Source organism: Algoriphagus aquaeductus, assembly GCF_003253485.1.
Lineage (GTDB): Bacteria > Bacteroidota > Bacteroidia > Cytophagales > Cyclobacteriaceae > Algoriphagus > Algoriphagus aquaeductus.
Genome location: NZ_QKTX01000005.1, coordinates 98148 through 124122 on the forward strand (window position 1 = coordinate 98148; position 25975 = coordinate 124122).

The 25975-nt window shown below is 43.9% G+C and carries 15 protein-coding genes; 10 read left to right on the top strand and 5 right to left on the bottom strand.

All coding sequences use genetic code 11. The features are described from left to right. Positions 1-42: 42 nt before the first annotated feature. Positions 43-2820 carry a carboxypeptidase-like regulatory domain-containing protein gene (locus CLV31_RS08595; RefSeq protein WP_181452594.1) on the bottom strand — a complete coding sequence of 926 codons (2778 nt, stop codon included), beginning with the start codon at positions 2818-2820 and terminating at the stop codon, positions 43-45. Positions 2821-3260: 440 nt separating this feature from the next. Next, complete coding sequence (locus CLV31_RS08600; RefSeq protein WP_111392481.1) at positions 3261-6005, bottom strand: carboxypeptidase-like regulatory domain-containing protein; 2745 nt, start codon at positions 6003-6005, stop codon at positions 3261-3263. Between the two features lie 247 nt (positions 6006-6252). On the opposite strand from CLV31_RS08600, the gene CLV31_RS08605 reads away from it, so the two are divergent. Then, a complete protein-coding gene (locus CLV31_RS08605; protein ID WP_111392482.1) occupies positions 6253-6444 on the top strand; it encodes a hypothetical protein in 192 nt (63 codons plus the stop codon). Between the two features lie 100 nt (positions 6445-6544). Here the strand turns inward: CLV31_RS08605 and CLV31_RS08610 are convergent, their stop codons facing one another. After that, a complete protein-coding gene (locus tag CLV31_RS08610; RefSeq protein WP_111392483.1) occupies positions 6545-7705 on the bottom strand; it encodes a THUMP domain-containing class I SAM-dependent RNA methyltransferase in 1161 nt (386 codons plus the stop codon). Between the two features lie 580 nt (positions 7706-8285). On the opposite strand from CLV31_RS08610, the gene CLV31_RS08615 reads away from it, so the two are divergent. From CLV31_RS08615 to CLV31_RS08630, 4 genes are all read left to right on the top strand, one after another. Beyond that, a complete protein-coding gene (locus CLV31_RS08615; protein ID WP_111392484.1) occupies positions 8286-9653 on the top strand; it encodes a 3-keto-disaccharide hydrolase in 1368 nt (455 codons plus the stop codon). A 25-nt stretch (positions 9654-9678) separates the two neighbouring features. Then, entirely contained in the window at positions 9679-11028 is a 1350-nt protein-coding gene (locus tag CLV31_RS08620; RefSeq protein ID WP_111392485.1) for a Gfo/Idh/MocA family protein, read from the top strand. Between the two features lie 425 nt (positions 11029-11453). Next, positions 11454-14474 carry a SusC/RagA family TonB-linked outer membrane protein gene (locus tag CLV31_RS08625; RefSeq protein WP_111392486.1) on the top strand — a complete coding sequence of 1007 codons (3021 nt, stop codon included), beginning with the start codon at positions 11454-11456 and terminating at the stop codon, positions 14472-14474. Positions 14475-14519: 45 nt separating this feature from the next. Beyond that, positions 14520-16169 carry a RagB/SusD family nutrient uptake outer membrane protein gene (locus CLV31_RS08630; protein WP_245943360.1) on the top strand — a complete coding sequence of 550 codons (1650 nt, stop codon included), beginning with the start codon at positions 14520-14522 and terminating at the stop codon, positions 16167-16169. Positions 16170-16411: 242 nt separating this feature from the next. Here CLV31_RS08630 and CLV31_RS08635 read toward each other — a convergent pair whose 3' ends face one another. Further along, positions 16412-17437: a LacI family DNA-binding transcriptional regulator gene (locus tag CLV31_RS08635; RefSeq protein WP_111392488.1), complete on the bottom strand. Its 1026-nt coding sequence runs from the start codon at positions 17435-17437 to the stop codon at positions 16412-16414. A 182-nt stretch (positions 17438-17619) separates the two neighbouring features. Here CLV31_RS08635 and uxaC point away from each other — a divergent pair, with 182 nt between their 5' ends. The 4 genes from uxaC (at position 17620) to CLV31_RS08655 (ending at position 23210) form a co-directional block, all read left to right on the top strand. After that, positions 17620-19059: a glucuronate isomerase gene (gene uxaC / locus CLV31_RS08640; RefSeq protein WP_111392489.1), complete on the top strand. Its 1440-nt coding sequence runs from the start codon at positions 17620-17622 to the stop codon at positions 19057-19059. A 2-nt stretch (positions 19060-19061) separates the two neighbouring features. Then, on the top strand, positions 19062-19883 hold the full coding sequence (locus CLV31_RS08645) for an SDR family oxidoreductase (RefSeq protein ID WP_111392490.1): 822 nt from the start codon (positions 19062-19064) through the stop codon (positions 19881-19883). Between the two features lie 137 nt (positions 19884-20020). Next, positions 20021-21202: a mannonate dehydratase gene (gene uxuA / locus CLV31_RS08650; protein ID WP_111392491.1), complete on the top strand. Its 1182-nt coding sequence runs from the start codon at positions 20021-20023 to the stop codon at positions 21200-21202. A 226-nt stretch (positions 21203-21428) separates the two neighbouring features. After that, positions 21429-23210, top strand: a complete 1782-nt coding sequence (locus CLV31_RS08655) for an acyl-CoA dehydrogenase (RefSeq protein ID WP_111392492.1) — start codon at positions 21429-21431, stop codon at positions 23208-23210. 333 nt (positions 23211-23543) lie between these two features. On the opposite strand, the gene CLV31_RS22040 is transcribed toward CLV31_RS08655, so the two are convergent. Further along, positions 23544-24494 (bottom strand): CHRD domain-containing protein, encoded by a 951-nt coding sequence (locus CLV31_RS22040; RefSeq protein WP_245943361.1) that lies wholly within the window; start codon positions 24492-24494, stop codon positions 23544-23546. Between the two features lie 462 nt (positions 24495-24956). Here CLV31_RS22040 and CLV31_RS08665 point away from each other — a divergent pair, with 462 nt between their 5' ends. Then, entirely contained in the window at positions 24957-25895 is a 939-nt protein-coding gene (locus CLV31_RS08665) for a UDP-glucuronic acid decarboxylase family protein (RefSeq protein ID WP_111392493.1), read from the top strand. Positions 25896-25975 lie beyond the last annotated feature (80 nt).

Genomic DNA, 25975 nt, shown 5'->3' on the forward strand with positions numbered 1-25975 from the left:
TTAATCCTCAAAATTCTAAAAATCAGCTTCTTTAGCCCGACATCAAATTTCAATTTTCAGCATTTTACTGAAGGAATCACCCTCCATGGTTCTTCCTTCCACCCGAATCCGAAGCAGTTTTACCCCATAGGGCACCTTGATTTTGGTCTTATAGACTCCCTCTACCGTCTGTGCATTGGGCTCCCAATAAATCGTGGGCTTTTGACTCAAAAACTGATCTGATGGAGGATCTTTTGGAAACTCCGGAAAGCTTGAAAATCCAGCAACATCAACTATCTGAAAACCTTCGGAATTAAATTTTCGATCGGAATCAGGACCAGTTCGAAATCCTTTTTTTGTCTCTATCATAATTACCCCAGCATACCCCGCCATGCCAAAAATTGTCTTGCTGACATTGTCTGAATATACCTTGATGGATTCAAGTTGCGATGGCTCAAAATCAAGCAAGGTATTTCTGAAATCAGAAGTATCTAAAAAAGCCAATTGTACACCATCGATTATCAAAAGCGGCATGCCTACCGTTTCTAAGAAATTATAATTTCTGAATTTAAAGGTGTTTAGATTAAAACCCAGGTAGCCCAAAATTTCACCCATAGTTTGACGCTCCAGCCGATCAGGCCCGACTTCCTGAGTAGGTGTTCCATATCCATAATTATTTTCCCCGCTTGATTGAGGCTTTAATTCTTGGGCCTCTTTTACAAATTCGTCCAGTAAATAATAATCCTCCGCTATGTCCATCATGGAGTGAGCGGAATCGGGTCTAATTTCGACTTGGTAGGATCTTTTAGGAAAAGTACCGAGGAATATGGGGTGCTGAAAGGGGATCAACTCCACCTTTCCCAAAGATCTCATCTTTGGATCCAAAGCAGCGATGGCAATTTGAGCGGTGTCCCTGAACTGAAATCCCGAGGCCCAAAACCGGCCGGCGGAATCCGAATTGACCCTGCCATAATCTTCCAAATCTCCTTTGACCAAAGTGATCACAGTGGCCAAAGTCCCTCTTTTCTTATTTGGAAAATATTTCCCCTCCACCGAAATTCCATATTCGATGGGATTAGGCATTTCACTGTCAAATGTGTTCGCCAAATCATCCTCCAGCCAATTTAAATGGCTCTCTAGCTGATCTTTTTCATGAACTTCCTGCGATTGACTTCCCTCTACCACGGATAAAATAAATTCTGAATCTATGGGATTCTCAAAATCATCCAAGACTTTCAGCTCCAAATCCATGACCCGATAAAAACTGGAATCCGAAACCGTATGGGATGAAACGACATCAAAGTCCCCAAAAAGTTTCTCTTGATCGGGCTCATTGATCGCCAAAATTTCATTGGTATTGAGGATTGGAAAGGGAAGTTCAAAAACATCTCTCTTCCCGTAATTCAAACTCCATCTGGTATAGGCTCGAAGCAAATAATTCCCTTTTCTTAAGGAATCGGGAAGGGTAATTCCTCCGGAAATCTTTCCATTCTGAATCGGAAATCTCGCTTGATGAACAGATTTATATTCTTCATTCAGCACATTCACATAAACCACCCTGCTGAGTGTATCCTGCATCACGGGATTTTGGTAGAGCATCAGCCCTCCAATCCACATCGTTTCGCCAGGATGATAAAATGCCTTATTGGTAGTCAACCAAGGCTTTTCGCGTTGGTTGTTTAAGGTCACATACCGATGGTGAAATACTTTTAAATCCTCCACAAATTCAGTGAGGCCTACATCAGGAACAAAATCCAGAGGAAGAGATCTGGCCATTCGTTGTCTTCCTACATATCCCGACAATACCACCTGCGTGGGATTGACTGGAGCCCCATATCGGTCGACATCAAAGTACCCATTGGGTGTGGCAATCCAGGAAATAGCTTTATAAATATTGGCGTAATAATCATTTGTCCAAGGCTGGGCCAGATGATGCACCTCGATGCGCTCCGGAAGGTAAATTCGATAACTTCCATTTCCCAAGGGCTTGGTGTAAATGGTGCCTACATTGACCGGAAAAATGGATTTTCCCAGCTCATAATAGTAGTCATTTGTCCGATCTTCTTTTGGAATGGTTGCCCGTGCCTGATAAAAATTAAAATCCTGAATTTCCGGATTTTTGAGCAAAAAGGACAGAGCCATGTGCCTTACCGAACTCCGATAATTGATTAGTCTTCCCTCTCTCCATTTGGATCGAAAGGTAGAATCTACGGTCGCCATTTCCTTATAAAATGCCAATCCATAATATCGGGACGCGCCCCATCGCATTCTAAAATCCTGAAGGAAATACTCAATTTCATAACCCAAAGCCCTATTGACAATCTTCAAGGGTTGCTGTGCCGATGCTCTGATGTAATTGAGTTCATCATTGGATCTAACCCGCTCAAAATCAATTACCCATGGGTTCAGGATTTCAATTTCCTGCCCATAAGGGTCTTCTGGGACAGCCAAAAAAACATATTTGAACGTGGCATAATTGCGTTCCCAATTTCGGTCTCTTTTGGCCTTCAATTCTACTTCATTCAGATTGTCTTCAATCAATTCCAATTCAAAATCCTGACGGAATTCGGATTGCCCCTTTCGATTGATGACTTTTGAAACGGTTCGATAGCCTACAAATGAAGCGACCAATTCAAGCTGTTCCGGGAGATTGCCTTGGATCACAAACTTTCCGTCCATATCCGTTGCAGCTCCAAGCGTGGTGTTATTGATAAACACATTGGCAAATGGAAGTGGCAAGCCGGAGCCCTTTTCTTTGACAATGCCCGTGATGGTTTGTGTATATGAAACCCCATATCCCAAGGAAAAAAGCAGCAAAAGAAGTAGGCGGTGTACGTTCAACAGATTCAAAAACTAGTTACCTCTTCAATGTAATCTTTTTTCCTAACAATCTATTTTCGAGGTCCTCACAGGTACTGGATTTTAGGATAAAAACCATATCTGCATATCTGCTTTCATACCTGTGACTTAGCTGGCTTAAGAAATTTCTCAAAAAGGCAGAAATCAAGAATCCATCGGTCGCCTGTGCTGAGCACAGTCGAAGCATCCGACCCATTAAACAAAGAGAATTTGGCTGGTGGTGCAATAGCGGACAATCATAAAACCATATATGCAGGATTAATTTCTAAAAATCATTTCCTGAAATGGGTTTGCCAATTGAAATGCAATGGACGACAGGGATCAGCCTATTTTCTTGATTTGGCAATTTTCCATCCAATTCAAAACGATTTCCTGTGGGAACACCTACAGGGAATGGGAAAGGTGATTGACCATCAGGCATACTAAAGTTCAATCTTGATCAATTTTGAAAAAGCCTCGCCATCATCCGATCTGCCTTCGACCCGGATATGGATTGATTTGGTGCCATAAGGCACTTTCACCTTGCTTTGAAATTGCCCATTGCTTGTTTCAGCAACAGGCTCCCAATAGATCGTAGGCTTTCTTCTGAGGTATTGATCTGAAGGTGGATTTTTAAGGAATGGAGCGAAATCTGTGAATCCCGGAACAGGAAAGATCCCAAAACCATCCGAGTTAAATTTTCGATCGGAATCGACCGTAAACTTTTGGCCTCGTTTGGTTTTTAAAACAATCACACCTGCATATCCCGCCATTCCAAAAACCATATTTCCATAGGTATATACCCCAACAGATTCTAATTCCTGGGGAACAAAGGAATCTAACATCTCCTTAAATTCACCACCCTCTAAAAAGGGATATTTGAAACCGTCAATAATTAAAAGCGGGCTACCGGTTCGCTCTCCATAAGTATAATTGCCAAAACGCTGACTTCGACAATTAAAGCCCATACGCTGTAAAACATCACATAAAGTGGTGCTGAGCTTTATGCTGTTTTCGTCCATCACCCGATCTGGCTCTGAATAACCATACCTATCTGAGAGGTTTTCCTTTGAAACCTCTTTCACAAACTCCTCCAGCAGAATATAATCTCCGGAGGTATCCAAAAATTGACTTTCCGTTGGGCGAGAGATTAGGTCGTATTCCAAGGTGGGAATGAGGGTCGGTGGGCTAGGTTTGGACATAGGAATCCAATTCACTGTGCCAAAGGGTTGAGATTTTTCATTGACCGCTGCAATAGCAATCTGAGCAGTACCGGAATAATACAAGCCTGTCGCCCAAAATCTTCCTGAGGAATCTGACTTAACTTGCCCAAAATCCTCCAAATCTCCTCTGACTACCGTAATCCGCTGTGAAAAAGACTGGCGCCTGTTGGCGGGAATAAATTCCCCCTGAACCGAAATTCCGTATTCAATCTGCCGTGACCATTCCGAGGAAAAATCTTTTGGAAGCGTCTTGTCAAACCAATTCAACGAAGATTCCAAATCACTTTTGGGTTTCAGAAAGGAAACCTCTTCGGCATCCGTCATGGTGATGACAAATTTGGCCTCAAGTGGATTTTGGAACTCATCCAAAAAATTCAATTCCAGATCCATCACCCGATAAGATAAGGAATCCGAAATCGAATAGGTCTCGGTTACCTCGACACTTCCCATAAACGAATCCTCAACCGGGTTCTCCGGCTTGGGCTTATACCTTGGATCAATGACTGGAAATTCAAGATGAAACTGATCAGACGCCGGGTAATTGAGGCTCCAATTTGTATATGCCCGCAAGGCATAGTTGCCGACAGGCAAATCAGAGGGCAATACAAAACCGCCTGAAATCCTGCTGTTTTCGATGGGAAACTGATAGGATTGAAAAACAGAATCCGGCGTGACCAAATCCACGTGAATCACCCTGCTGAGCGTATCTGACCATATGGCCTCCTGATACAGCATTTGGCCTCCAATCCAAACTGCCTCTCCCGGGTAATAATAGGGTTTATTGGTGGTTATCCAGGGTTTCTCCCGTAAGCGGTTAAACTTTTGTCCCTGGTCATGGACTACTTCCTCTGTCATAGAGCCCACCACGAAATCTGTTTTGGGTTCAAAATCCAAAGGGAGAATTCTTGCCATTCGTTGCCTGCCCAAATAGCCAGAAAGTACGAGTTGGGTGGGGTTGAGTAGAACACCATTTCGATCCACATCGTAGTAGCCATTCGGCGCTTGAATCCAACTTATCGCGTGATAAATATTGGTGTAATAGTCATTCCTCCACTCCTTGTCGAGATGATGGATTTCCATTCTTCCCGGCAAAAAAATCCGAAAGTTTCCATCTCCCAGCGGCCGCTTTAAGATGGAATCATTGGCGATGGGGATGATGGACTTATTCAATTCCCGGGTAAAATCATTCGTCCTTACTCGATCCAACTCGTCCGGTATGGCATGGTAAATCCGGAAATGCTTGGTATCCGCCAAATTGAGGAGAATTGATTGATTTAGGTAACGGATAGAACTGTAGTAATTTTCATCTCTTGCCAAGTCCCGGGCTTCTTCCTGTTCAGGTTCTCCTTGAATGGGTTCATAAAAGACTTGTCCATAAAATCTCGATCCCACTCTCAAAACCCGAAAATCCTGTAGGTAATAATCGATCTCATATCCCAAGGCGCGATTGATGATTTTGATGGGTTCCTGAGCTGAAGCTTTGAGGTAATTCGCTCCGTTTTGAACTCTCACCTTTTCAAAATCTACTACCCACGGATTTACAATCTCGATTTTGGGTTTGTAAGAATCATCGGGTAGCGCCAAGAAAACCTCTTCAAAGCGACGGAATTCCCGTTCCCAAGCTTTATCCCGCTTGGCTTTGAGTTCGATTTCGGAAAGGTTGGACTCATTGAAGGACAATTCAAAATCCAAAAGAATTTCAGATTGCCCTCGGATAGACACTTTTTTTACTTCAGTGATATACCCTACAAAAGATGCCACCACTTCGATTTCCTGAGGCAAATTTCCAGAAATCCGAAATTTCCCATCCTTATCCGTCGCCTTGCCAAAAGTGGTATTGCTGACAAACACATTCGCAAATGGAAGTGGCAGACCTGAACTTTTTTCCCGAACGGTTCCAATAATCGTCTGACTAAAGCCAAGCCCTTGAACCAAGAAAAAAAGCAGCAAAAGAATCAGGCGCATGGAAAAGACGGTGTTTTGTTACTTAAGTTTGGAATATAAACTAATTGTCTATATTTAAAAAACCACCCGAGTCCTTTTACAGGAGCGAAAAGACTATTTTAGGCTTTGCTCCACTCCAAAATAGTGTCCGAAAAAAAGTGTCCGATTTCAAAACAGTATTTATTCCAAAAAACATCTCTACAGCCCCTCAGCCTTGATTTTTCGACTTGGAATGTAATTTGACTAAGGATACCAAAACTCATCCACCATGCTCACTTTCCTGCTTTGGATATTCCTCTTTATCGTTTGCTGGCCACTGGCTATTCTAGCTCTGATTCTTTATCCTTTCATCTGGCTTTTGCTCCTGCCTTTCAGATTGTTGGGATTTGCCATTGACCTGAGTTTTGATTTGATCAGAAATCTTTTTATGCTTCCCTTCAGATTGGTAGGAATGAAATAATTTTCTGCCCTGACTTACGAACAAATACCAATAAGTGAACACTCTTTCAGCTGTCTGATTTTAGACTGCTGACTTCCCGCGACGGATCAATCCTCCAAAGCTACTCCCTCTTCCCTTCGTACATCTCATACTTGAGTAGACGGCAGTCGATGGTTCCGTTCCAGAATTCGATCCTTCGACTGGCTTTTAGACCCACCTTTTTGGCGAGTTCAAGATTGCCTGTAAAAATATAGCCCCGGTATCCTGCACATTTTTGCTTCATAAAGTCCCCCATGCGCTTGTAGGTCACTTCGAGTTCATCATTTTCACCCAATCGCTCTCCATACTCGGGATTAAACATGATCACTCCACGGGGTCTTTCCGGAATTTCGGTTTCGGCAAAATCACACACCTGAAAATCAATCATGTGCTCCACTCCTGCGTATGCCGCATTTTCCCGGGCAAAAGAAATAGCCTGAAGGGAAATATCGGATGCTACAATGACTACTCCAGGGTCATGGATGACTTTATTTTCCAGCTTTTTCTTCTTGGCCAAAAAAGCCTGCGGATCATAGCCGAGGATATACTGAAAAGCATACTCATTTCGATACAAACCCGGATAGCGCTTGGAGGCCATCAGGGCCGCTTCGATCGCCAAGGTACCCGAACCACACATGGGGTTGATAAATGGTACGCGGGTATTCCACTCGGTGGCATAGATCGTGGCGGCTGCCAACGCTTCCATCATCGGTGCTTTGCCTGGAATCTTTCGATAGCCATGCTTGGCCAGCGTCTCTCCTGAGGTATTGATGTACACAGAAGCTTGGGTTTCTTTCCAAAAAACCTGAAAAACCAATCCGATAAAATCCGATCCCGAATCCGGTCTCCGACCTTTGAGTTCACGAAATCGGTCTACGATCGCATCCTTTACCTTCACATTCACGATCAGTGGCGTCGTGACCGATTCATTATCAACTACCGAATTCACTGAAAAATACCCATCCACATCCAGGTATTCTTCCCAGGGAATGGCTTTAAAGCGGCGGTAAATATCTTCTGCATTTCTCAGGTAAAAAGACTTGATCTCATACAGCACATGGGAAGCGGTACGAAGATGTAGATTGAGGTCCATGCAGTCCTCCAAGGAAGCCACAAGTTCTAGTCCGGTTCGGGTAACAGACGTAGGAACAAATCCCAGTTCACGTACTTCCTGCTCCAGATACATGACCGAACGGTCCTTACACGTAATAAAAACTTTTCCTTTCTGGTTGAAATCAAGCATGCGCAAAAGTAGTAAACAGAACGATCAAACTCCGAATGTTCAAGAAATACATCAGGGAAATCGGCTTGAATTAACCTTCTGGGAAAAAGGATAAAGATTTTAAAACCATGAAGGAAATTAGGCAATTAAGGATTTCTTGATGAATGGCGAGGGGAATGAACTTAGAAAAAATCACTTGCTGACTTCTTAAATTCCTTAAGGCACTTAATGGTTTAAAGGAATGATTACCTCAGACTTTCCAATCAAAATAGACTCACTCGTCCCATTATTCCAAGCGAAACAAGTTTCAGTCCAGTTGGGCCAAAATTCTTCCTTAGGCAAAAACCAATGGAAAGAAGGTTATTTCCATGCTCCTCAATTCTCTTCCTGAACTTACTTGGTGAAAAATCATTCACCCTCTCAATTCAGAAGAATTCATGTATTAAATGCATCAATCAAAATCCGAATTCCTTGACAAATCCACGCCGTTTATCCGGTTTTCTCTCGAAAAACTCGCAATCGTTTTCGTAAATTGAGTCCAAAGTTTATTGTCCTGACCCGCCTATTTCCTGAATTTTAGCTGATTCAAAAAAACAAACCCATGAAATTTAAAATAGCCTATCTAGCCGTTTTGACTTTGTTGTCTCTGACAGTCCAAGCCCAAACCGGAAATTGGAAAAATCTCTTCAATGGCAAAGACCTGAGTGGTTGGAAAGCTGTTGCGGGCAAAGCCACCTTTGAAGTGAAAGACGGAGTCATTGAAGGCACTGCGGTTCACGGAACAGGCAATACCTTTTTGGTTACCGACCAAATGTATACCGACTTTATTTTAGAGGTAGATCTCAAGATCAATCATATTTCTTCCAACAGCGGCATCATGGCCCGAGGACAATTTGATCCGGCGGCCCGAAATGGCCAAGGCTTGGTTTATGGCTATCAGATCGAAGCGGATCCAACGCCTAGAGCCTGGTCTGGAGGCGTGTATGATGAAGCCCGTAGAGGTTGGTTCTATCCACTTGATTTGAATCCGGCTGCCAAATCTGCCTTCAAAATGGGCGAATGGAATACCTATCGAATCGAAGCCATCGGAAATACCATCAAAACGTGGATCAATGGGCAGGAAGTCGCCTACTTCGTGGATGACATGGATGCCAAAGGCTTTATAGGGCTTCAGGTTCACAGCATTCAAAACAAAGAGGATGAAGGCCGAAAAACCTATTTCAGGAATGTTCGAATCCAAACCGAAAACCTAAAACCGATCCCATTCAAAGGAGATGTGTTCGTGGTCAGCACGCTAAAAAACGAGCTAACTGATCTGGAAAAGAAAAATGGATGGAAACTGCTTTTTGACGGAAAAACCAACAAGGGATGGGTGGGTGCCTATAAAAACACCTTCCCGGAAAAAGGCTGGAATATTCAGGACGGAATCCTCACTATTCAAAAATCTGACGGCAGCGAATCCAATTCTTTTGGAGACATTGTGACGACAGAGATGTTCAGTGCGTTTGATTTGGCCTTCGACTTTAAAATCACAGAAGGTGCAAATAGCGGAGTGAAATATTTTGTAACCCTGTCAGAAGGCAACAAAGGTTCCGCGATCGGTCTCGAATACCAGATTCTCGACGATGTCAATCATCCCGATGCCAAGCAAGGAATCGACGGCAACCGAACCCTAGCTTCGCTCTATGACCTGATCAAAGCCAATAAGCAACCCCGGTTTGTGAGAAAGCCAGGGGAATGGAATCAAGGCCGAATCGTAGTTTATCCTGACAATAGAGTCGAGCACTATATCAACGGTGTCAAAGTGATCGAATATGTAAGAGGCTCCAAAGAATACCGCGACTTGGTAGCCATCAGTAAATATAAAGTGTGGCCAAATTTCGGAGAAGCCAAAGAAGGGCGTATTCTTCTTCAGGATCATGGAGACGAGGTCAGCTACAAAAACATCAAAATCAAGCCACTGAAGTAACCAAAAAGGCAAAACTCTTTGAATCATGAGTAAATCCAACAGAAGAGAATTTATCAAAAAAAGTACTGCGGCCACTCTTGGAATTTCAGCCTTGGGAGCCATGGGCTTTTCTCCCAAATCCTACGCCCGAATTCTTGGTGCCAATGATCGACTGAACGTAGCCATTGCCGGATTGGGAAGAAGATTGGGTGCTTTCTACGAGCCTATCGGTCTAAAGACCAGCAATGTCAATCTGCTGTACCTCTGCGACGCCATGCAGTCGCAGATGCCCAGGGCAGCCAAAAACTTTGAAAAATGGATCGATTACCAGCCCAAGCAAGAGCAAAATATTTTAAAAGTATTGGATGACAAGGAAGTGGACGTCTTGATCAACGCCACTCCAGACCATTGGCATGCGCCGGGTACTTGGTTGGCCTTGGAGCGAGGCAAGCATGTCTATGTGGAAAAACCTTGTTCTCATAATCCACGGGAAGGAGAATTGCTGATTGCACTTCAAAAGAAGTACAATAAGGTGGTGCAAATGGGCAATCAGCAGCGTTCCGCTCCGGAAAGCCGCGAAATCATTTCCGCAATTCATCAAGGTGCGATCGGCAAAGTGTACATGGCGAAAGCCTTCTACAGCAATAACCGTGGGGCAGTCCCGATACCTAAAGTTCAAGCCGCCCCGCAGGGACTGGATTGGGAGCTTTTTCAGGGGCCCGCACCCCGAAAGCCTTATATGCACGATACCTGGGACTACAATTGGCACTGGTACGGCTGGGATTATGGAACGGCCGAAACTGGAAACAATGCGACCCACGAATTGGATGTCGCACGATGGGCCTTGCAGGTGGACTATCCCAGTGAAGTGATGGTGGTTTCCGGAAAAATGCACTATCCGGAAGACGGCTGGACCATGTATGACACCATGGACGCAACCTTCAAATTTGCCAATGGAGGAATCATCCAATGGGAAGGGAAAAGTCGGAACAACTACAAAACTTATGGTTCGGACAGGGGCACCATCATCTACGGAACAGAGGGTTCGGTGTATGTAGACCGAGGAGGTTATAAACAATTTGACCGGACTGGAAAAGAAGTGAAGTCCAACCTGGCCAGCAACAATGAAGGGGGCACTGTCTTGGGTGGTGGTGGCGACATGAGTACCACTCACGTGGTCAATTTCTTCAATGCAGTAAGAGGCAAGGAAAAGCAAAATTCCAACATCGAAGAAGGTGCAGTTTCTACCCTACTCTGCCACTTGGCCAATATCAGCAGCCGTACGGGAGAAACCTTGATTTGTGATCCTAAAAATGGGCACATCACCAACTCTTCCAAAGCCATGGCTCTTTGGACCCGTGAATATGAAAAAGGTTGGGAACCTCCCAAAATCTAACTGAAACTCATAAGGTAAATTTGTTTGATTGGTTTTCTTAATTCCAACCTCACCCGGCTTTGATTCAAGGCCGGGTGTTTTTATTTAAGTCATCTTTATTGGTGAAATATTTTTATTCAATGGATATACATTATTTATGAAAATCGAACATTCATTGTATATCACGCGCTTCAAACACACGATTATTGAGTTTCTATTAAAACAAAAGATGATTTGTTAATTTTTTGTTATAGCCACATTTTTCTATTTCATTTTGGATTCATACGCGCAATCGATTCCGTAATTTAAAAATCTACGGGATTGCCCCTACTTTTCCTTTTATCTACCTTTTACTACCGAAAGGATCATATTTTATCCTTTTGTCAACATCAAGTATTGAATTCAATTGCAACCAATTCTATCTATTAACAATAACCCCTTAATTTATGCGAACAAAGTTTTACACTTACCTATCGGTAGTGTTGATGCTGCTGCTAAGCGCAGGAATTGCGCAAGCACAAGATGCGCAGGTAAGTGGGACCGTATTGGATGAAACAGGAATGCCCCTACCTGGGGTATCCATTCTTCTAAAAGGTTCCACTCGTGGCACTACCACTGATTTGGATGGAAAATATTCCATCACCGGCCCCTCAAGTGGGGTTTTGGTTTTCTCTTTCATAGGGTACAACAGTCTAGAGGAGAACATAGGAAGCCGGACAAAAATTGATGTAACACTATCTCCGGATGTATCTAATCTGGAAGAAGTAGTCGTGGTCGGCTATGGTACCCAAAAGAAAAGTCAGCTGACAGGAGCAATTTCCTCTGTGGGGAACAAAGAAATTCAAGAACTTCCTATTACTGACGCCCGTCAGGCACTCCAAGGACGTGCTGCTGGGGTAGATGTGACTCAGGCAGGTTCCAAGCCTGGTTCTGCACCACAGGTCCGTATCCGTGGTCGTCGTTCATTCAACGCATCCAATGAGCCTCTCTATGTAGTAGATGGAATCCCAACCGTGGGTGGTTTGGAAGATATCAACCCAAGTGATATCACCTCAATGGAAGTATTGAAAGATGCGTCAGCTACAGCGATCTATGGTTCCAGAGGTTCAAATGGCGTAGTATTGATCACGACCAAAAGAGGAAATGTAGGAAAAACCGTAGTATCGGTCGATTCCTATTATGGCCTCAACCAAGAATTAGGGCGAATTGAAGTATTTGATGGACCGGCCTTTGCCGAATACAAAAGAGAATCCCGAAGAGCAACCGGAAGATATCCGGAAGGTCCTGCTACCGCTGAGGCGGATGCCAAAATCTTTGAACCAGTAGAGCTCGAGAGTATTGCTTTGGGAAGAAGCACAGATTATCCTGCTGGACTTTTACGAATGGGAAATATTCAAAATCACCAAATTGGAGTCTCTGGCGGAAGTGACAAAACAACGTTTTTCGTTTCCGGAAATTATTTCAAAGACGTTGGGATTATTTACAACCAAGATTTTACCCGTTATACCTTCCGGGTTAACCTTGATCATCAAATAAACAAAAAGATCAAAATAGGAACCTCCACTCTCTTTACTTCCAGTTTGAGAAACGGAGAAAATTTCAATCCTATGGGCGGTGCTTTAGCTGAAAACCCACTCGGAAAACCTTATGATGATAATGGCAACCTCATTTTCTTGCCTACTACTGACGGATTAAGAACCAATCCGTTTGCCGAAATTGTACCCGGCGCTCAAGTGGATGAAACTAAAAGATACAGAGCATTTACCAGCTTGTATGGTTCTTGGGAAATCACCAAAGGACTAACCTACCGTTTGGTATTCGGACCCGACTTAAACATTAGAAGAAACGGCCGTTTTACAGGATCACAGACCAATGCGAGACGCGGTGGACCTCCTACCGGAAGTGTGGATGATCGATTCAACTTCAATTACACCTTGGAGAACATCGTCACCTACAACAAGACATTAAATTCTGTACACAATTTTAATATTACGGCCCTCCAATCTTTCCAACAAGATCGATTTGAGCAAACTACACTGAGCGTTCAAGGAATTCCAGCCCCTTCTCAGTTGTTTCACCGATTGGGTGATGCCTCCCAGATAACAGGTGCCAATACCCAATTGGTAGAATGGTCTCTACTCTCCTACATGGCAAGGGTAAATTACACCTTTAAAGATAAATTTCTAATTACTGGAACCGTAAGGGCAGATGGAAGCTCCCGATTTGGTGAAAACAACAAATTCGGTTATTTCCCTTCTGCGGCGATAGGTTGGAATATGCATCAGGAAGAATTCCTGAAAAATTCCAGCAAAGTGGACCAGTTAAAACTTAGAGTAAGCTACGGTTCAATAGGAAACCAAGCTATTGTGCCTTACCAAACTCAGGCCTTGTTAGGAAGAACCAGCTATGCATGGGATGTAAATACAGCAGCATTTGGATACCGGCCCAATACGATTGGAAATCCTGATTTAAGATGGGAAACTTCAACCACCTTCAACTCAGGGGTAGACTTTTCCTTTTTCAAAGGACGAGTATTGGGTAGTTTAGAATATTATGTGACCAATACTTCTGACTTGCTAGCCCCTCAGCCACTTCCCAACTCCACCGGATTTGGAGGATTCACCACCAATATCGGTGAAACTCAAAACAGAGGTATCGAATTGTCTCTTTCTACCCTGAATATTGAAAAAGGGAATTTCACATGGTCAACAGATATCATCTTCACGAGAAATCGAGAAAAGATTGTTTCACTTCCCAATGGGGATGACATTGCCGCAGGAAGATTTATCGGGAAGCCTTTGACAGTTTTCTTTGATCTCAAGAAAATAGGAATCTGGCAGACTTCCGAGAAGGACATAGCTGCTGGATTTGGGGACAAGCCCGGAGAGATAAAAGTCGAAGACTTTAATGGAGATGGCCGAATAAACTCTCTGGATCGTCAGTTTTTGGGGTCAGCAGTTCCTGATTTCTCCATGGGTATTACCAACCGGTTTGCTTTCAAAGGATTGGACTTCTCCTTCTTCATATTCACCAGACAAGGATCAATGATCAGATCCTTATTCCACACAAGTAATAATAACTTGTTTGGCAGATACAACAATTTGGCAGTAGACTATTGGACGCCAAACAACCCAACCAATGCCTATCCAAGACCTAACGAGAACCAAGAATTCCCGAAATACAATTCATCCATGAATTTGTTTGACGGAAGTTTTGTAAAGGTCCGAAACATCAACTTCGGCTATACCTTCAGTGATGTTACCTTGAAAAAGATCGGATTCAGCAGTTTGAGATTGTACAGCAGTATCCAAAACCCTTTCATCTGGTCTGAATATCGATCAGTACATAAAGGAGTTGATCCAGAGACCTTTATTGATGGCGAACAGGGAGTTGAGGCTGGCGCTATTACTGCAAACGTGACCCCACCAGTGGTTCAGTATACTTTCGGAATCAACGTAAAGTTCTAATTACAAAGCAATTGAACTATGAAAAAAATATCAAAATTATATCAAATGAAGTCCTGGATTAAATCAGGGGCATTGGCTTTGACACTCACTTTGACATTTTCGTGTCAAGACCAACTTCAAGAGGATGTTGTTTCCCAGATCGGAAGTAATTATATGAATACTCCAAAGGGACTTGAAGATGCAGTAAATGCTGCTTACACTTCCTTAAGGTCTTGGTATGGAACAGAAAGAGGTCATAATTTGACTGAATTCGGAACAGATGTTTACACTAATGGAGCAGATGGTTCATGGAAATTCATGAATACCTATACCAATCAGTTCGATTCTCAGAATGGACATGTACGCGAACTATGGGACGAATTTTACAGAGGGATTAATACCTGTAATGCTGTAATTGACCGCGCACAAAATGTGACAGGGATGGCTGAGAATATCAAGAAGCAACGGGTAGCTGAAGCCAAATTCATAAGAGCCCACAATTATTTCATTATGGTGCAGCTATTTGGACCTATTGACTTACAGCTAAATGAGAATATTGTGCCGAATAAAAAAGTAAGCAGGGCTCCTGTCTCTGAAGTTTATGCAGCCATCATTCGAGACTTGGAATCAGCTATTCCAGATTTGGAAGGCACTAAAGTATCTGTCCAATACGGAAGAGTAACCCGGGCAGCCGCTCAAAACCTATTGGCAAAAGTCTACCTGACCAAAGGAACTTCCGAGGCAAAGCAAGCTGATGATTTTGCTAAAGCCGAACCTCTTCTCAAAAGTGTTATCAGCAGCTATGGATTTACTCTCCTTCCACAGTATAGCCAGATTTATCAGTTTGGTAACGAAAGAAATGATGAAGTCATTTGGTCTATCCAATATACCAGAGATCCATTGACCAACGGTGGGGGAAATAATTCCCATGTGTTTTACCTGATGGAGTATGATGTGCAAGCTGGTATGCGAAGAGACACCCAAAATGGGCGTCCTTTCAAACGATACAGGCTAACGCCCTATGCTTTGAACACGGTATTTAAAGATCGTGAAAATGACAGCAGGTACAAGGCTTCTTTTATAGATGTCTATTTTTCAAACAGACCAGGCACTTTCAACACCAGCTTTGATTTGTCTAAACCTACCGTCACTTTTGCTGAGGGTGATACGGCTATTTACATTCCCGGTTTTGAAATGCCATTGGCGGACCGAGCTAAGAAAAAATATCAGGTATTGGTTCCTAGCCGTTACGATGAAAGATTATTTCCAGGGTTGAAAAAGCATTTGGATCCAGGAAGAGCGGATTTGACTCAGTTTGAAGGGGGACGTGACTTTATAGCAATGAGATTGGGAGAAACGTACCTCCTTTTGGCAGAGGCGCAGTTAATGCAGGGAAAAGTTTCGGAAGCCACGGCCACCATAAATATTTTGAGAAGACGAGCGGCTTTTCCAGGAAAAGCTGATGCCATGGAAATTACTCCTTCTCAAATGAATCTTGATTTCTTAATTGAAGAAAGCGCTAGAGAACTGACAGGTGAGCAATTTAGATGGCTTAATTTGAAAAGATGGGGTAAATTAATCGAACGAGTCAGATTACACAATGCTCAAGCAGCTCCTAATATCAAAGATTTCCATGTATTGAGACCGATTCCTCAGAATCAAATAGACCGAGCAGAAGGTGGTCCTTCAGGATTCCCTCAGAACACAGGTTATTAATTCCATTTCAACTTCTTTTAAAGAGCCCTGAAAAATTTCAGGGCTTTTTTGCTTGGAGTACCCTATAACGAATCGAAATACCCAGAAATCGGGTAAAAATCAAAATCGATTCCTTCTGATAGATTCAATCTATCTTCGAAAACCTTTTAGATAAAAGAATACGATTCCCCGCAATCTTCAGCAAAAAAAAGAGGCCCTGATTTTCAGAGCCTTTTTTCATAATTAAAAAAACCAAAAACAAGTTATATCGCGATCGTAGAGGATCTAATGGTAATCTTAGAAGGAATACTGATGACCTGATTGGGTAAATCAGGCTGTCTGGGTTTGGTCAGCTTTTTCATCAACAACTTGGCACACTCTTCTCCGATCGAAAAGGCCGGCTGCGTGATGGTGGTCAATGAAGGATGCAACAAACTCGCAATACTAAGGTTTGAGAAAAAGCTGATAATTTTCAAATCTTGGGGAATCTTCAAGTCTGTACGCTTTACGGCATGATAGGTTGCCAAAGCAAGCTTCTCTACTGAAGATAAAATTCCATCCGGCCGATTTGGGGACAGCAGCATCTGCCGGATGTCTTCAATATTCTGCTCTTCTTCCTGGCAGCAAGTGATATTCAATTGTGGTTCGGGAGACAATCCTGCCTGCCTCAAAGCATCCAAATAGCCCCGATAGCGGTCTTTGGTGATGGAAAGCTCTTTGGAAAGCATCAAAAAGGCAATTTTTCGGCAACCCTGCTGAATCAGATGCTTGGTGCCTTCAAATCCGCTTTCATAGTCATTGGTTATAAACTTGGTCGTGGGAATATCCGGACAGATCCGATCAAAAAACACCAAAGGAAATCCACGCTCATGCAATCGGGTCAGGTGGGAAATATCGCTCGTTTGACTGGAAACGGACATAATGATCGCATCTGCCCTTCCATTCATCAGCAGATTGACGATTTTTTTCTCCCGATCCACATCCTCATGCGTACTGTACACCAACAGGTGATACCCATATTGCTGGGTGATTTCTTCAATCCCATCTACCACTTTGGAAAAAAAGCTGCTGATCCGTTCTGGGATGACCACTGCGATGGTTTTACTTTTGTTTTCCCTTAGGCTTCTGGCAAAGGGATTAGGCTGGTAATTCAGCTTTTCAGCCATGCTGATTACTTTCTTTTTGGTCGCCTCACTGATCTCGTAGCTGTCATTCAAGGCACGGGATACAGTCGAGGGAGACAACTTCAGCTCAGCGGCGAGTTCTTTTAGATTTACTCCGGCACTCATAGGTTGTTTGGGTTAAATTGCCTTAAAATTTGCTTAAAAATTTTAGGCTATTCAAAATAGTGAAATATTTCCAATTAAATAATATCTGCAATCGTTTCCGTATTTTATTCAGTTTTACCCGCCTTTAAAGGATAAATTGAGTACAGATTTAACACCGAAATTACGAGCCCAAACCCTGGCCTATGATTACTGCACAATCCCAAAAAACCTTCCTTTCCGAAGACTTTTTGCTCAAAAGCGATTACGCGAAAATCCTATATCACGACTTTGCCAAGCACTTACCCATCATTGATTATCACAATCATCTTCCACCTGCTGAAATTGCCCAAAACAGACGGTTTGAAAATATCAGTAAAATCTGGCTTGCAGGAGACCACTATAAGTGGAGAGCCATGCGTACCCTCGGGGTGAACGAAAAGTATATTACCGGAACTGCGTCGGATCAGGAAAAATTTGAAAAATGGGCCTATACCCTGCCCTACACCATGAGAAATCCGCTCTATCACTGGAGCCAAATGGAACTCAGCCGGTATTTTGGACTGGATGACCTCCTTACGGTAAGCAATGGGGAGGAAGTCTATAAGAAGACTTCTGAGATGTTGCAAGAAGAAGACTTCCGCGCCAGAGGATTGTTGGAGCGAATGCAAGTAGAAGTAGTATGCACCACAGATGATCCTACCGACACCTTGGAGCATCACGTCAACTATTTCCGCCAAGACCAATCAGTAGCCATGTATCCGGCATTCCGGCCTGATAAATCATTTGCAATCGAAAACCCCTGGATCTACAAAACTTATTTGAAAAAACTCAGCGAGGTCGCCGGTATCGAAATCACCTCCTTTGACACCTTGATCGAAGCCCTTTCCAAACGAATCGAATTCTTTCATGCCCATGGTTGCAGACTGTCGGATCATGGATTGGAAAACATGTATTACTCCGATGATTCCAGGCTTTCGGCCGATGGAATTTTGCAAAAAGTACTGCGGGGAAACCTGCCCAATGCCGAGGAAATCGAATATTTTAAGTTTAAGGTTTTAAAAAAACTCTGCAAGCTGTACCATGCGCATGGTTGGGTGCAGCAGTTTCATTTGGGAGCCTTGAGAAATACCAATACCCGAATGCTGACCGTATTGGGTCCCGACACGGGATTTGACTCCATTGGAGATTTCAATCAGGCCGTAGCATTGGGCAAATTCCTAAACGAACTGGACTCCACTGACCAACTTTCGCAAACCGTAATCTACAACCTCAATCCCCGGGACAATGAGGTCTTTGCGACCATGATCGGCAATTTCAATGATGGTTCGGTCAAAGGTAAAGTGCAGTTTGGATCGGGATGGTGGTATTTGGATCAAAAGGACGGTATGGAAAAACAAATAAACACGCTTTCCAACATGGGCTTGATCAGTTGTTTTATCGGAATGTTGACCGATTCCAGAAGTTTTCTCTCTTTTCCAAGACACGAGTATTTCAGAAGAATCCTCTGTAACCTTTTTGGTCAGGATGTAGAAAACGGAGAATTGCCTTGGGATGAAAAATGGCTGGGAAAACTCATTTCAGACATCTGCTACCACAATGCCAAAAACTACTTCAACTTTTCCCGGGACAATTACAACCTTTAAGCATGAACCCTTCAACTCTATTTTCCCTTGAAGGGAAAAAAATAGCCTTTTCTGGCGCAACGGGAGTATTAGGCCACAGCATGGCCCTTCATCTTGCCCAAGAAGGGGCAGAAATCCTGATTTTGGGCAGAAGTCCTGAAAAAGTCAGTGACCTTGTCAGCGAGATCAACTCCCGGGGTGGAAAATCCTGGGGATATTATGCAGATGTGACAGATGAAGATTCGTTGACCAAAATGGCCGAGGTCATCGAGGCCCAGCATGGAAGCTTGGATATTCTGATCAATTCCGCTGGAGGAAACATGCCCGGGGCAGTGATCCGGCCAGATCAAAATTTTCTGGATTTGGACACTCAATCGCTGCGTAAAGTAATAGACCTCAACTATCTCGGAACGGTCCTGCCTATCAAGGTTTTACTTCCCTTAATGCTGAAAAACGGGAAAGGAAATATCCTCAATATCAGCTCCATGGCTGCCACGAGACCGATGACCCGAGTGATGGGTTATGCTTCTGCCAAAGCGGCTATCGATAATCTTACCAAGTGGCTTGCGGTGGAATTGGCTCATAAACATGGCCCCCATTTCAGAGTGAATGCAATCGCTCCGGGCTTTTTTCTTACCGAACAAAATCGCACCTTATTGACTGAAGCAGACGGGAGTCTGACTCAACGGGGAAATCAAATCATCACCCATACACCCATGAATCGATTTGGGAAACCGGAAGATCTCTTGGGTGCGTTACAATGGCTTTGCAGTGATGCCTCCGCTTTTGTCACCGGCACGATCGTCGCCGTGGATGGCGGATTCAGTGCTTATTCAGGAGTCTAGAAATTGTTTGTCGTTAAGCGTTAACAGTTAATCGACAAAAAGTTCAGTAAACTTTTAACGTTTAACCTTTAACTTCCAGCCAGCCAATAACAAATAACTCAATAACTAATACACCTATAACCAAAAATACTCCTTCCATGAGCTACAGAATGGAACAAACCATGCGCTGGTACGGCCCCAAAGATCCGGTAAGTCTCCGTGACATCCGACAGTCCGGCGCAACAGGCATCGTCACTGCACTTCACCACATTCCAAATGGAGAAGTTTGGACAAGAGAAGAAATCAAGCTCCGTAAAGACACCGTAGAGGAAGCCGGCCTCACCTGGTCTGTGGTAGAGTCTGTACCCGTCCATGAGCGGATCAAAACCCGAACGGGAGACTATCTCCAACTGATCGAAAACTACAAGCAAACTCTTCGGAATCTTGCCGCAGAGGGAGTATTCACCGTTTGCTATAACTTCATGCCTATCTTGGATTGGACCAGGACCAATCTCGAATATGAGCTTGAAAATGGAGCCAAGGCTTTGCTTTACGAACGAAGAGCCGTGGTCGCTTTTGACTTATTTATACTCCAAAGACCAGAAGCTTTTCAGGAATACAGCCCGGAAGAAATCGAATCAACTAAGACATACTACGAATCTCTTCCTCCGGATGACCGACGCTTGATCATCGACAACATTCTCAAAGGACTTCCCGGTTCTGAGATTGGGTATACCATGGATGAGTTTCGGGCCATGCTCAAAACTTATGAAGGCATCGATGCCAAAAAACTTGCCGAACACCTCAGGCTTTTTCTTGATGCAATCACTCCGGTGGCTGAGGAAGTTGGGGTCTGTCTTTGCATTCATCCGGATGATCCTCCTTTTTCTTTATATGGATTGCCAAGAGTGGTGAGTACGGCTGCGGATGCACGACGAATCCTTAGCGAAACCCCAAGCAAGCATAATGGCTTGACCTTTTGCACAGGCAGCTATGGAGTGAGACCGGACAATGACCTTCCGGCAATGGTCCGGGAATTTGGAGAGCGGATTCATTTTATTCATTTGAGAAGTACCAAACGAACCCCGGAAGGGAATTTCTTTGAAGACAACCACCTGGAAGGAGATGTGCCTATGGTCGAAGTCATCCATGAAATCCTGAAATGGCAGGAAAAACGGGGAAAAAGTCTTCCCATGCGTCCCGACCATGGCCATCAAATGCTGGATGATCTCCACAAAAAAGTCTCCAATCCCGGATATACCGCGATCGGTCGCCTCAAAGGTTTGGCCGAAATCAGAGGCGTGGAAGAAGCCTTGCTGTGGATGAAAAATAAATCCTGATTCCCATTCAACTTTTCCAAATTCCGAAACTTTGAAAAAATTCAGTCTATAGACTTTAATAAAGGTTTATTAAAACCAAATCACTTCCCCGGTAAATGAAATTTGCCGGGGATTTTTTTGGGTGTTTAACTTTTCCAAAGTTCAAAACTTTGGAAAAGTTCGTCGGAAAGGAAAAGCTTGAAGTTACTTTCAAGCTATCTTCGCTTGACCACAAAACGAGTGCACCATGCCTTCTTTCTACTCCAAAAAAGACTTGTTTTTCCAGCTTTTTGAAAATCAAAACTGCCTTGAACTGACTCAACTCCCCTATTTTTCAGACCATAGTAAAGAGACTTTTACTCTGGTTCTAGAAGCAGCGGAACAAATCGCCGAAAAATCACTCTATCCGATATTCAGAGAAATGGATCGGCAAGAACCCCAATTGGTAGACGGTAAAATCCGGATTCATCCCGCAATGGGAACCATCATTCGCAAATTTGGGGAAGACGGTTGGATCAATGCCATTTTTCCATACGAAGAGGGTGGGCAGCAACTGCCTTGGGTCATTCACCTGGCTGCAGGATTTATTTTTCAGGCCTCCAATTATTCTGCGAGCGTGTTTCCCTTCCTCACCACCGGTGCAGCAAATCTGATCCGGACGTTTGGCTCGAAAGAACTGAAGGAAAAATTCACGCCAAAGATGTTTGCGGGAAAATGGCAGGGCACCATGGCCCTAACCGAACCGGATGCCGGCAGTTCGCTATCAGACCTGACCACTACAGCCACTCCGGCTTCCATTTCAGGAGTGTACCGGATCAAGGGTCAAAAAATATACATTTCCGCAGGTGATCATGATGCCTGCGAAAACATCATCCACCTGATGCTCGCCCGTATCGAAGGCGCACCCTCCGGCACGAAAGGAATCTCCCTGTTTGTAGTTCCCAAAATTCGACTCGATGGAGCGCCAAACGATGTATTGACCCAAGGTATTTACCATAAAATGGGCTACAAAGGCGCTCCCATTGCCCATCTTATGATGGGAAGTCAGGAGGAATGCGAAGGATATCTCGTCGGAGAAGCACATCAGGGACTGAAGTATATGTTTCAAATGATGAATGAGGCACGCCTGGGTGTAGGAATGAATGCGGTTGCCATCGCCACGGCTGCTTTCCAGGCTTCCTTGGCCTATGCCAAAGAACGACCCCAGGGAAGAAAAATCTCTGAAAAAGACCTCAGTAAGCCTCAGGTTCCCATCATCGAGCACTCAGATGTAAAACGCATGCTCTTGTTTCAAAAAAGTGTGACCGAAGGAGCTTTGGCTTTGCTCATTTATTGCGGAATCCTTTCCGATAAAATAGCTCAGGAGACTTCGGCAGCGAAAAAGCTAAAAATGGAAGCCCTGCTGGACTTGTTGACCCCGATAGCAAAAAGCTATCCTTCCGAAATGGGCGTGAAGAGCACTTCCATGGCGGTGCAGGTTTTGGGCGGAGCAGGATACACGACGGATTTTCCGGTAGAGCAGTATTTCCGGGAATCAAGAATCCATCCGATTCATGAGGGTACGACCGGGATTCATGGATTGGATCTCTTGGGCAGAAAAGTGTGGCTCCAGGAAGGTTTGGGCTGGAAAACCCTGCAACAGGAAATCCAACATTCACTTGATCAGGTAAAGTCAATTCAAGAATTGAACGATTTGGGGCATTCTTTTGAGGAGATATTTCTCAAGTTCAACCATTCGGCGGGAGAGTTGCTGTTTAAAAGAAATCTGGGACCGGAGAAATTCCTTGCAGATGCTACCCTTTTCTTGGAAGCTAGCGGCATACTTTGCGTGGGTTGGATGTGGATAAAGCAGGCCATTTCGGCTCAAAAGGCGATCTCCTCCGGAGCTCTAGAGCAAAGCTTTTATTTGGGGAAAATCGAAACGGCCAGGTATTTCATGGAGTACGAATTGGTGAAAATTTTGGGATTGATCCCAAGATTTCATGCTGCTTCCTATCCTACCGTCACGATGGAAAAAGATTGGTTTTGAGGTGAAATTTGACCCAAAAAGGGCTTGTTTCATTTTTCCATCCTCCAAAATCAAGGTTTCAAGTCAAGTAGCAAGAAATAAAAATCTGATTATACGCTATTCTGCCGGTAGACGAATATTGCCTTGATATTGAGCTGGAAGACCGATGACGGAAGACCGAAGAGATCAAAAAATTGGCTTTTACTAGTCTTTTTGAACATGTAAGTTGGCTACTGGCAACGTTCCGTATATCCAGAAATAAAAAACACCCGCGTGGCTTAAGACACAGTCGGGTGTTTATTCTGAGCAAATGCAATCGAAAAGGTAAAGTGTAATGGATTTACGCTGAACCTATCAGCGAATATTACCTCTCAATTCTCCTCCCGGGAATTTATCTGTATGGACATTAACATAGGCGTTACCCGTACGGAAAGCCTCCATGAGTATCGTCAAATCTCCTCCAAGCAATGGCCCTACCAGATTTCCAGGCATGATCTCTCCTTTGGCGTAGACCCCATTGACCGCTCCATCAATTCGATCTCCTTTTAGATTCACCACCACAGGTCCATTTTCACTAGGCTTACCCAAATGGATGTGTGCAAATCTGACATTTTCCAGATTGGCCACATTGACCTGAAAGGACAAGTTTTTGGAGAACTGAAAATTAGCCACGCCCCGTGCTTGAGTCATGACTGAAGGAACTTCCTGATCCCCTGAAAGCTGAGCATTGAAATTCTTGTTGGTTCTGGGGTCGATCACGCTCACTTGGCCTCTCAATTCCCCGCCCGGAAATGCAGAGGTGTGAAGATTGACATAAGCCATTCCGGATTTGAGATCCGCGATCAATCCAGCTAAATTTTCAGAAGCAAAAGCACCCTTGAGATCCCCGGCAGTGATCATTCCTTCGGCTACCACCCCATTGACCAACCCGGAAGGAGATTGGGCAGGGATTAAGTCTACCATCACAGGACCATTCATTCCGATTCCACCCTTATGAATATGGGCAAAAATAATTCCGGAGGTATTGGCTACCCGTACCTCAAATTTAATGGCCTGCCCGCCATCCAAAATCTCAAATTTGGCCGAGCCTGCCCCGGAAGAATTTACAGCGGGTACCTCCTCCCTGCCTGTCAGAAACGCACCGAATTGAGTCGCGTTCATTACCCTGAAATTCTCCCCGCCCTCCTGAATGGTTTCTTGGGTGGATAAGGGCGCCTCATAGGGACTTTCTTCTACCATAGAACTGCAGGAGGCCAATAGCCCCAACAAGCCTACAAATGCATAATTGATCCGTGTTGTTTTCATAAAATTTTGGTTAAAAGGGTTATAAAATTTTTTAGAACTCAGGCATATACGACCTTAAAAGAGTAACCGGATTTGCTAACTCCTGGTTTTTATACATTTTTTTTCGGATCAAAGCATGATTAATGTATTTCCTACAAGATTCTACGGTTCAGAAATAGTAGATCTGTTTAGTTTACTTCAATTCAATGATCCCTTTTGCCTCCTATTGATTAATCAATTTAATCTTATGAAATGCCCATGAGTAGATGCTTCTCACACAGGGGGATGATTATCCAGGGCATTCCATCTGACCTTAAAAAATCAAATTATAAACAGATGAAATGCCCATGAGAAAATGCTTCTCACACAGGGAAATGATTATCTAGGGCATTCCATCTGACCATAAAAAATCAAATTATAAACAGATGAAATCCCTCACAATTCACTATTTTTGGCCATCTTGATTTATCCAGGCAATCTCCAATGAAAAGAATTTTAGTAAGCGGTGGCGGCGGCTTTTTGGGCAGCCATCTCTGTGACAGACTCCTGAAAGAAGGAAATGAAGTACTTTGTGTAGACAACTTTTTTACAGGCAACCGAAGAAATATCCACCACCTGTTGGACAATAAAAACTTCGAACTCCTTAGACATGACATCACTCATCCGCTTTATGTGGAAGTGGATGAAATCTATAACCTCGCCTGTCCGGCTTCTCCGATCCACTATCAATTTGATCCGGTACAGACCACCAAAACCTCAGTAATCGGGGCCATGAATATGTTGGGCCTGGCTAAAAGACTGAAGATCAAGATCCTTCAAGCTTCTACTTCGGAAGTTTACGGAGATCCTGAAATCCATCCACAACCCGAATCCTATCGGGGCAACGTCAATCCCCTCGGACCCCGTGCCTGCTATGATGAAGGCAAACGCTGCGCGGAAACCCTCTTCTTTGACTATCACCGTCAGCACGGAGTAGCGATCAAGGTCATGCGTATTTTCAACACCTATGGTCCTAGAATGCATCCCAATGATGGGCGTGTCGTGTCCAACTTTATTGTTCAGGCTTTGAAGGGACAGGATATCACGATCTATGGAGACGGCAGACAGACCCGCTCATTCTGCTACGTAGACGATAATATTGACGGAATGTACCGACTGATGAACTCCAGAGATGGATTTACAGGTCCGGTCAACATCGGCAATCCGGGAGAATTTACCATGCTGGAACTGGCCCAGCTGGTCATCGAGCTGACCAACAGCAAAAGTAAATTGGTATTTATGCCTTTGCCTCAGGATGATCCCATGCAACGAAAACCTGTCATAGACCTTGCCAGACAGGAACTTGGTTGGGAACCCAAAATACCCCTCAGGGAAGGTCTGGTCAAAACAATTGCTTACTTCGATTCCATTTTAAGCGAATAATTTTCCAAAAGACCGCCCATCCGCGGTCTTTTTGATTCCCGCAATTTTCACCATTTACCAAAAAGATCTTTCAAGTTCGC

What these genes read in the sequence shown, in the direction of transcription:
- CLV31_RS08600 (WP_111392481.1), bottom strand. Translation starts at nt 6,005, where the DNA reads ATGCGCCTGATTCTTTTGCTGCTTTTTTTCTTGGTTCAAGGGCTTGGC.
- CLV31_RS08605 (WP_111392482.1), top strand. Translation starts at nt 6,253, where the DNA reads ATGCTCACTTTCCTGCTTTGGATATTCCTCTTTATCGTTTGCTGGCCA.
- CLV31_RS08610 (WP_111392483.1), bottom strand. Translation starts at nt 7,705, where the DNA reads ATGCTTGATTTCAACCAGAAAGGAAAAGTTTTTATTACGTGTAAGGAC.
- CLV31_RS08615 (WP_111392484.1), top strand. Translation starts at nt 8,286, where the DNA reads ATGAAATTTAAAATAGCCTATCTAGCCGTTTTGACTTTGTTGTCTCTG.
- CLV31_RS08620 (WP_111392485.1), top strand. Translation starts at nt 9,679, where the DNA reads ATGAGTAAATCCAACAGAAGAGAATTTATCAAAAAAAGTACTGCGGCC.
- CLV31_RS08625 (WP_111392486.1), top strand. Translation starts at nt 11,454, where the DNA reads ATGCGAACAAAGTTTTACACTTACCTATCGGTAGTGTTGATGCTGCTG.
- CLV31_RS08630 (WP_245943360.1), top strand. Translation starts at nt 14,520, where the DNA reads ATGAAGTCCTGGATTAAATCAGGGGCATTGGCTTTGACACTCACTTTG.
- CLV31_RS08635 (WP_111392488.1), bottom strand. Translation starts at nt 17,437, where the DNA reads ATGAGTGCCGGAGTAAATCTAAAAGAACTCGCCGCTGAGCTGAAGTTG.
- uxaC (WP_111392489.1), top strand. Translation starts at nt 17,620, where the DNA reads ATGATTACTGCACAATCCCAAAAAACCTTCCTTTCCGAAGACTTTTTG.
- CLV31_RS08645 (WP_111392490.1), top strand. Translation starts at nt 19,062, where the DNA reads ATGAACCCTTCAACTCTATTTTCCCTTGAAGGGAAAAAAATAGCCTTT.
- uxuA (WP_111392491.1), top strand. Translation starts at nt 20,021, where the DNA reads ATGAGCTACAGAATGGAACAAACCATGCGCTGGTACGGCCCCAAAGAT.
- CLV31_RS08655 (WP_111392492.1), top strand. Translation starts at nt 21,429, where the DNA reads ATGCCTTCTTTCTACTCCAAAAAAGACTTGTTTTTCCAGCTTTTTGAA.
- CLV31_RS22040 (WP_245943361.1), bottom strand. Translation starts at nt 24,494, where the DNA reads ATGAAAACAACACGGATCAATTATGCATTTGTAGGCTTGTTGGGGCTA.
- CLV31_RS08665 (WP_111392493.1), top strand. Translation starts at nt 24,957, where the DNA reads ATGAAAAGAATTTTAGTAAGCGGTGGCGGCGGCTTTTTGGGCAGCCAT.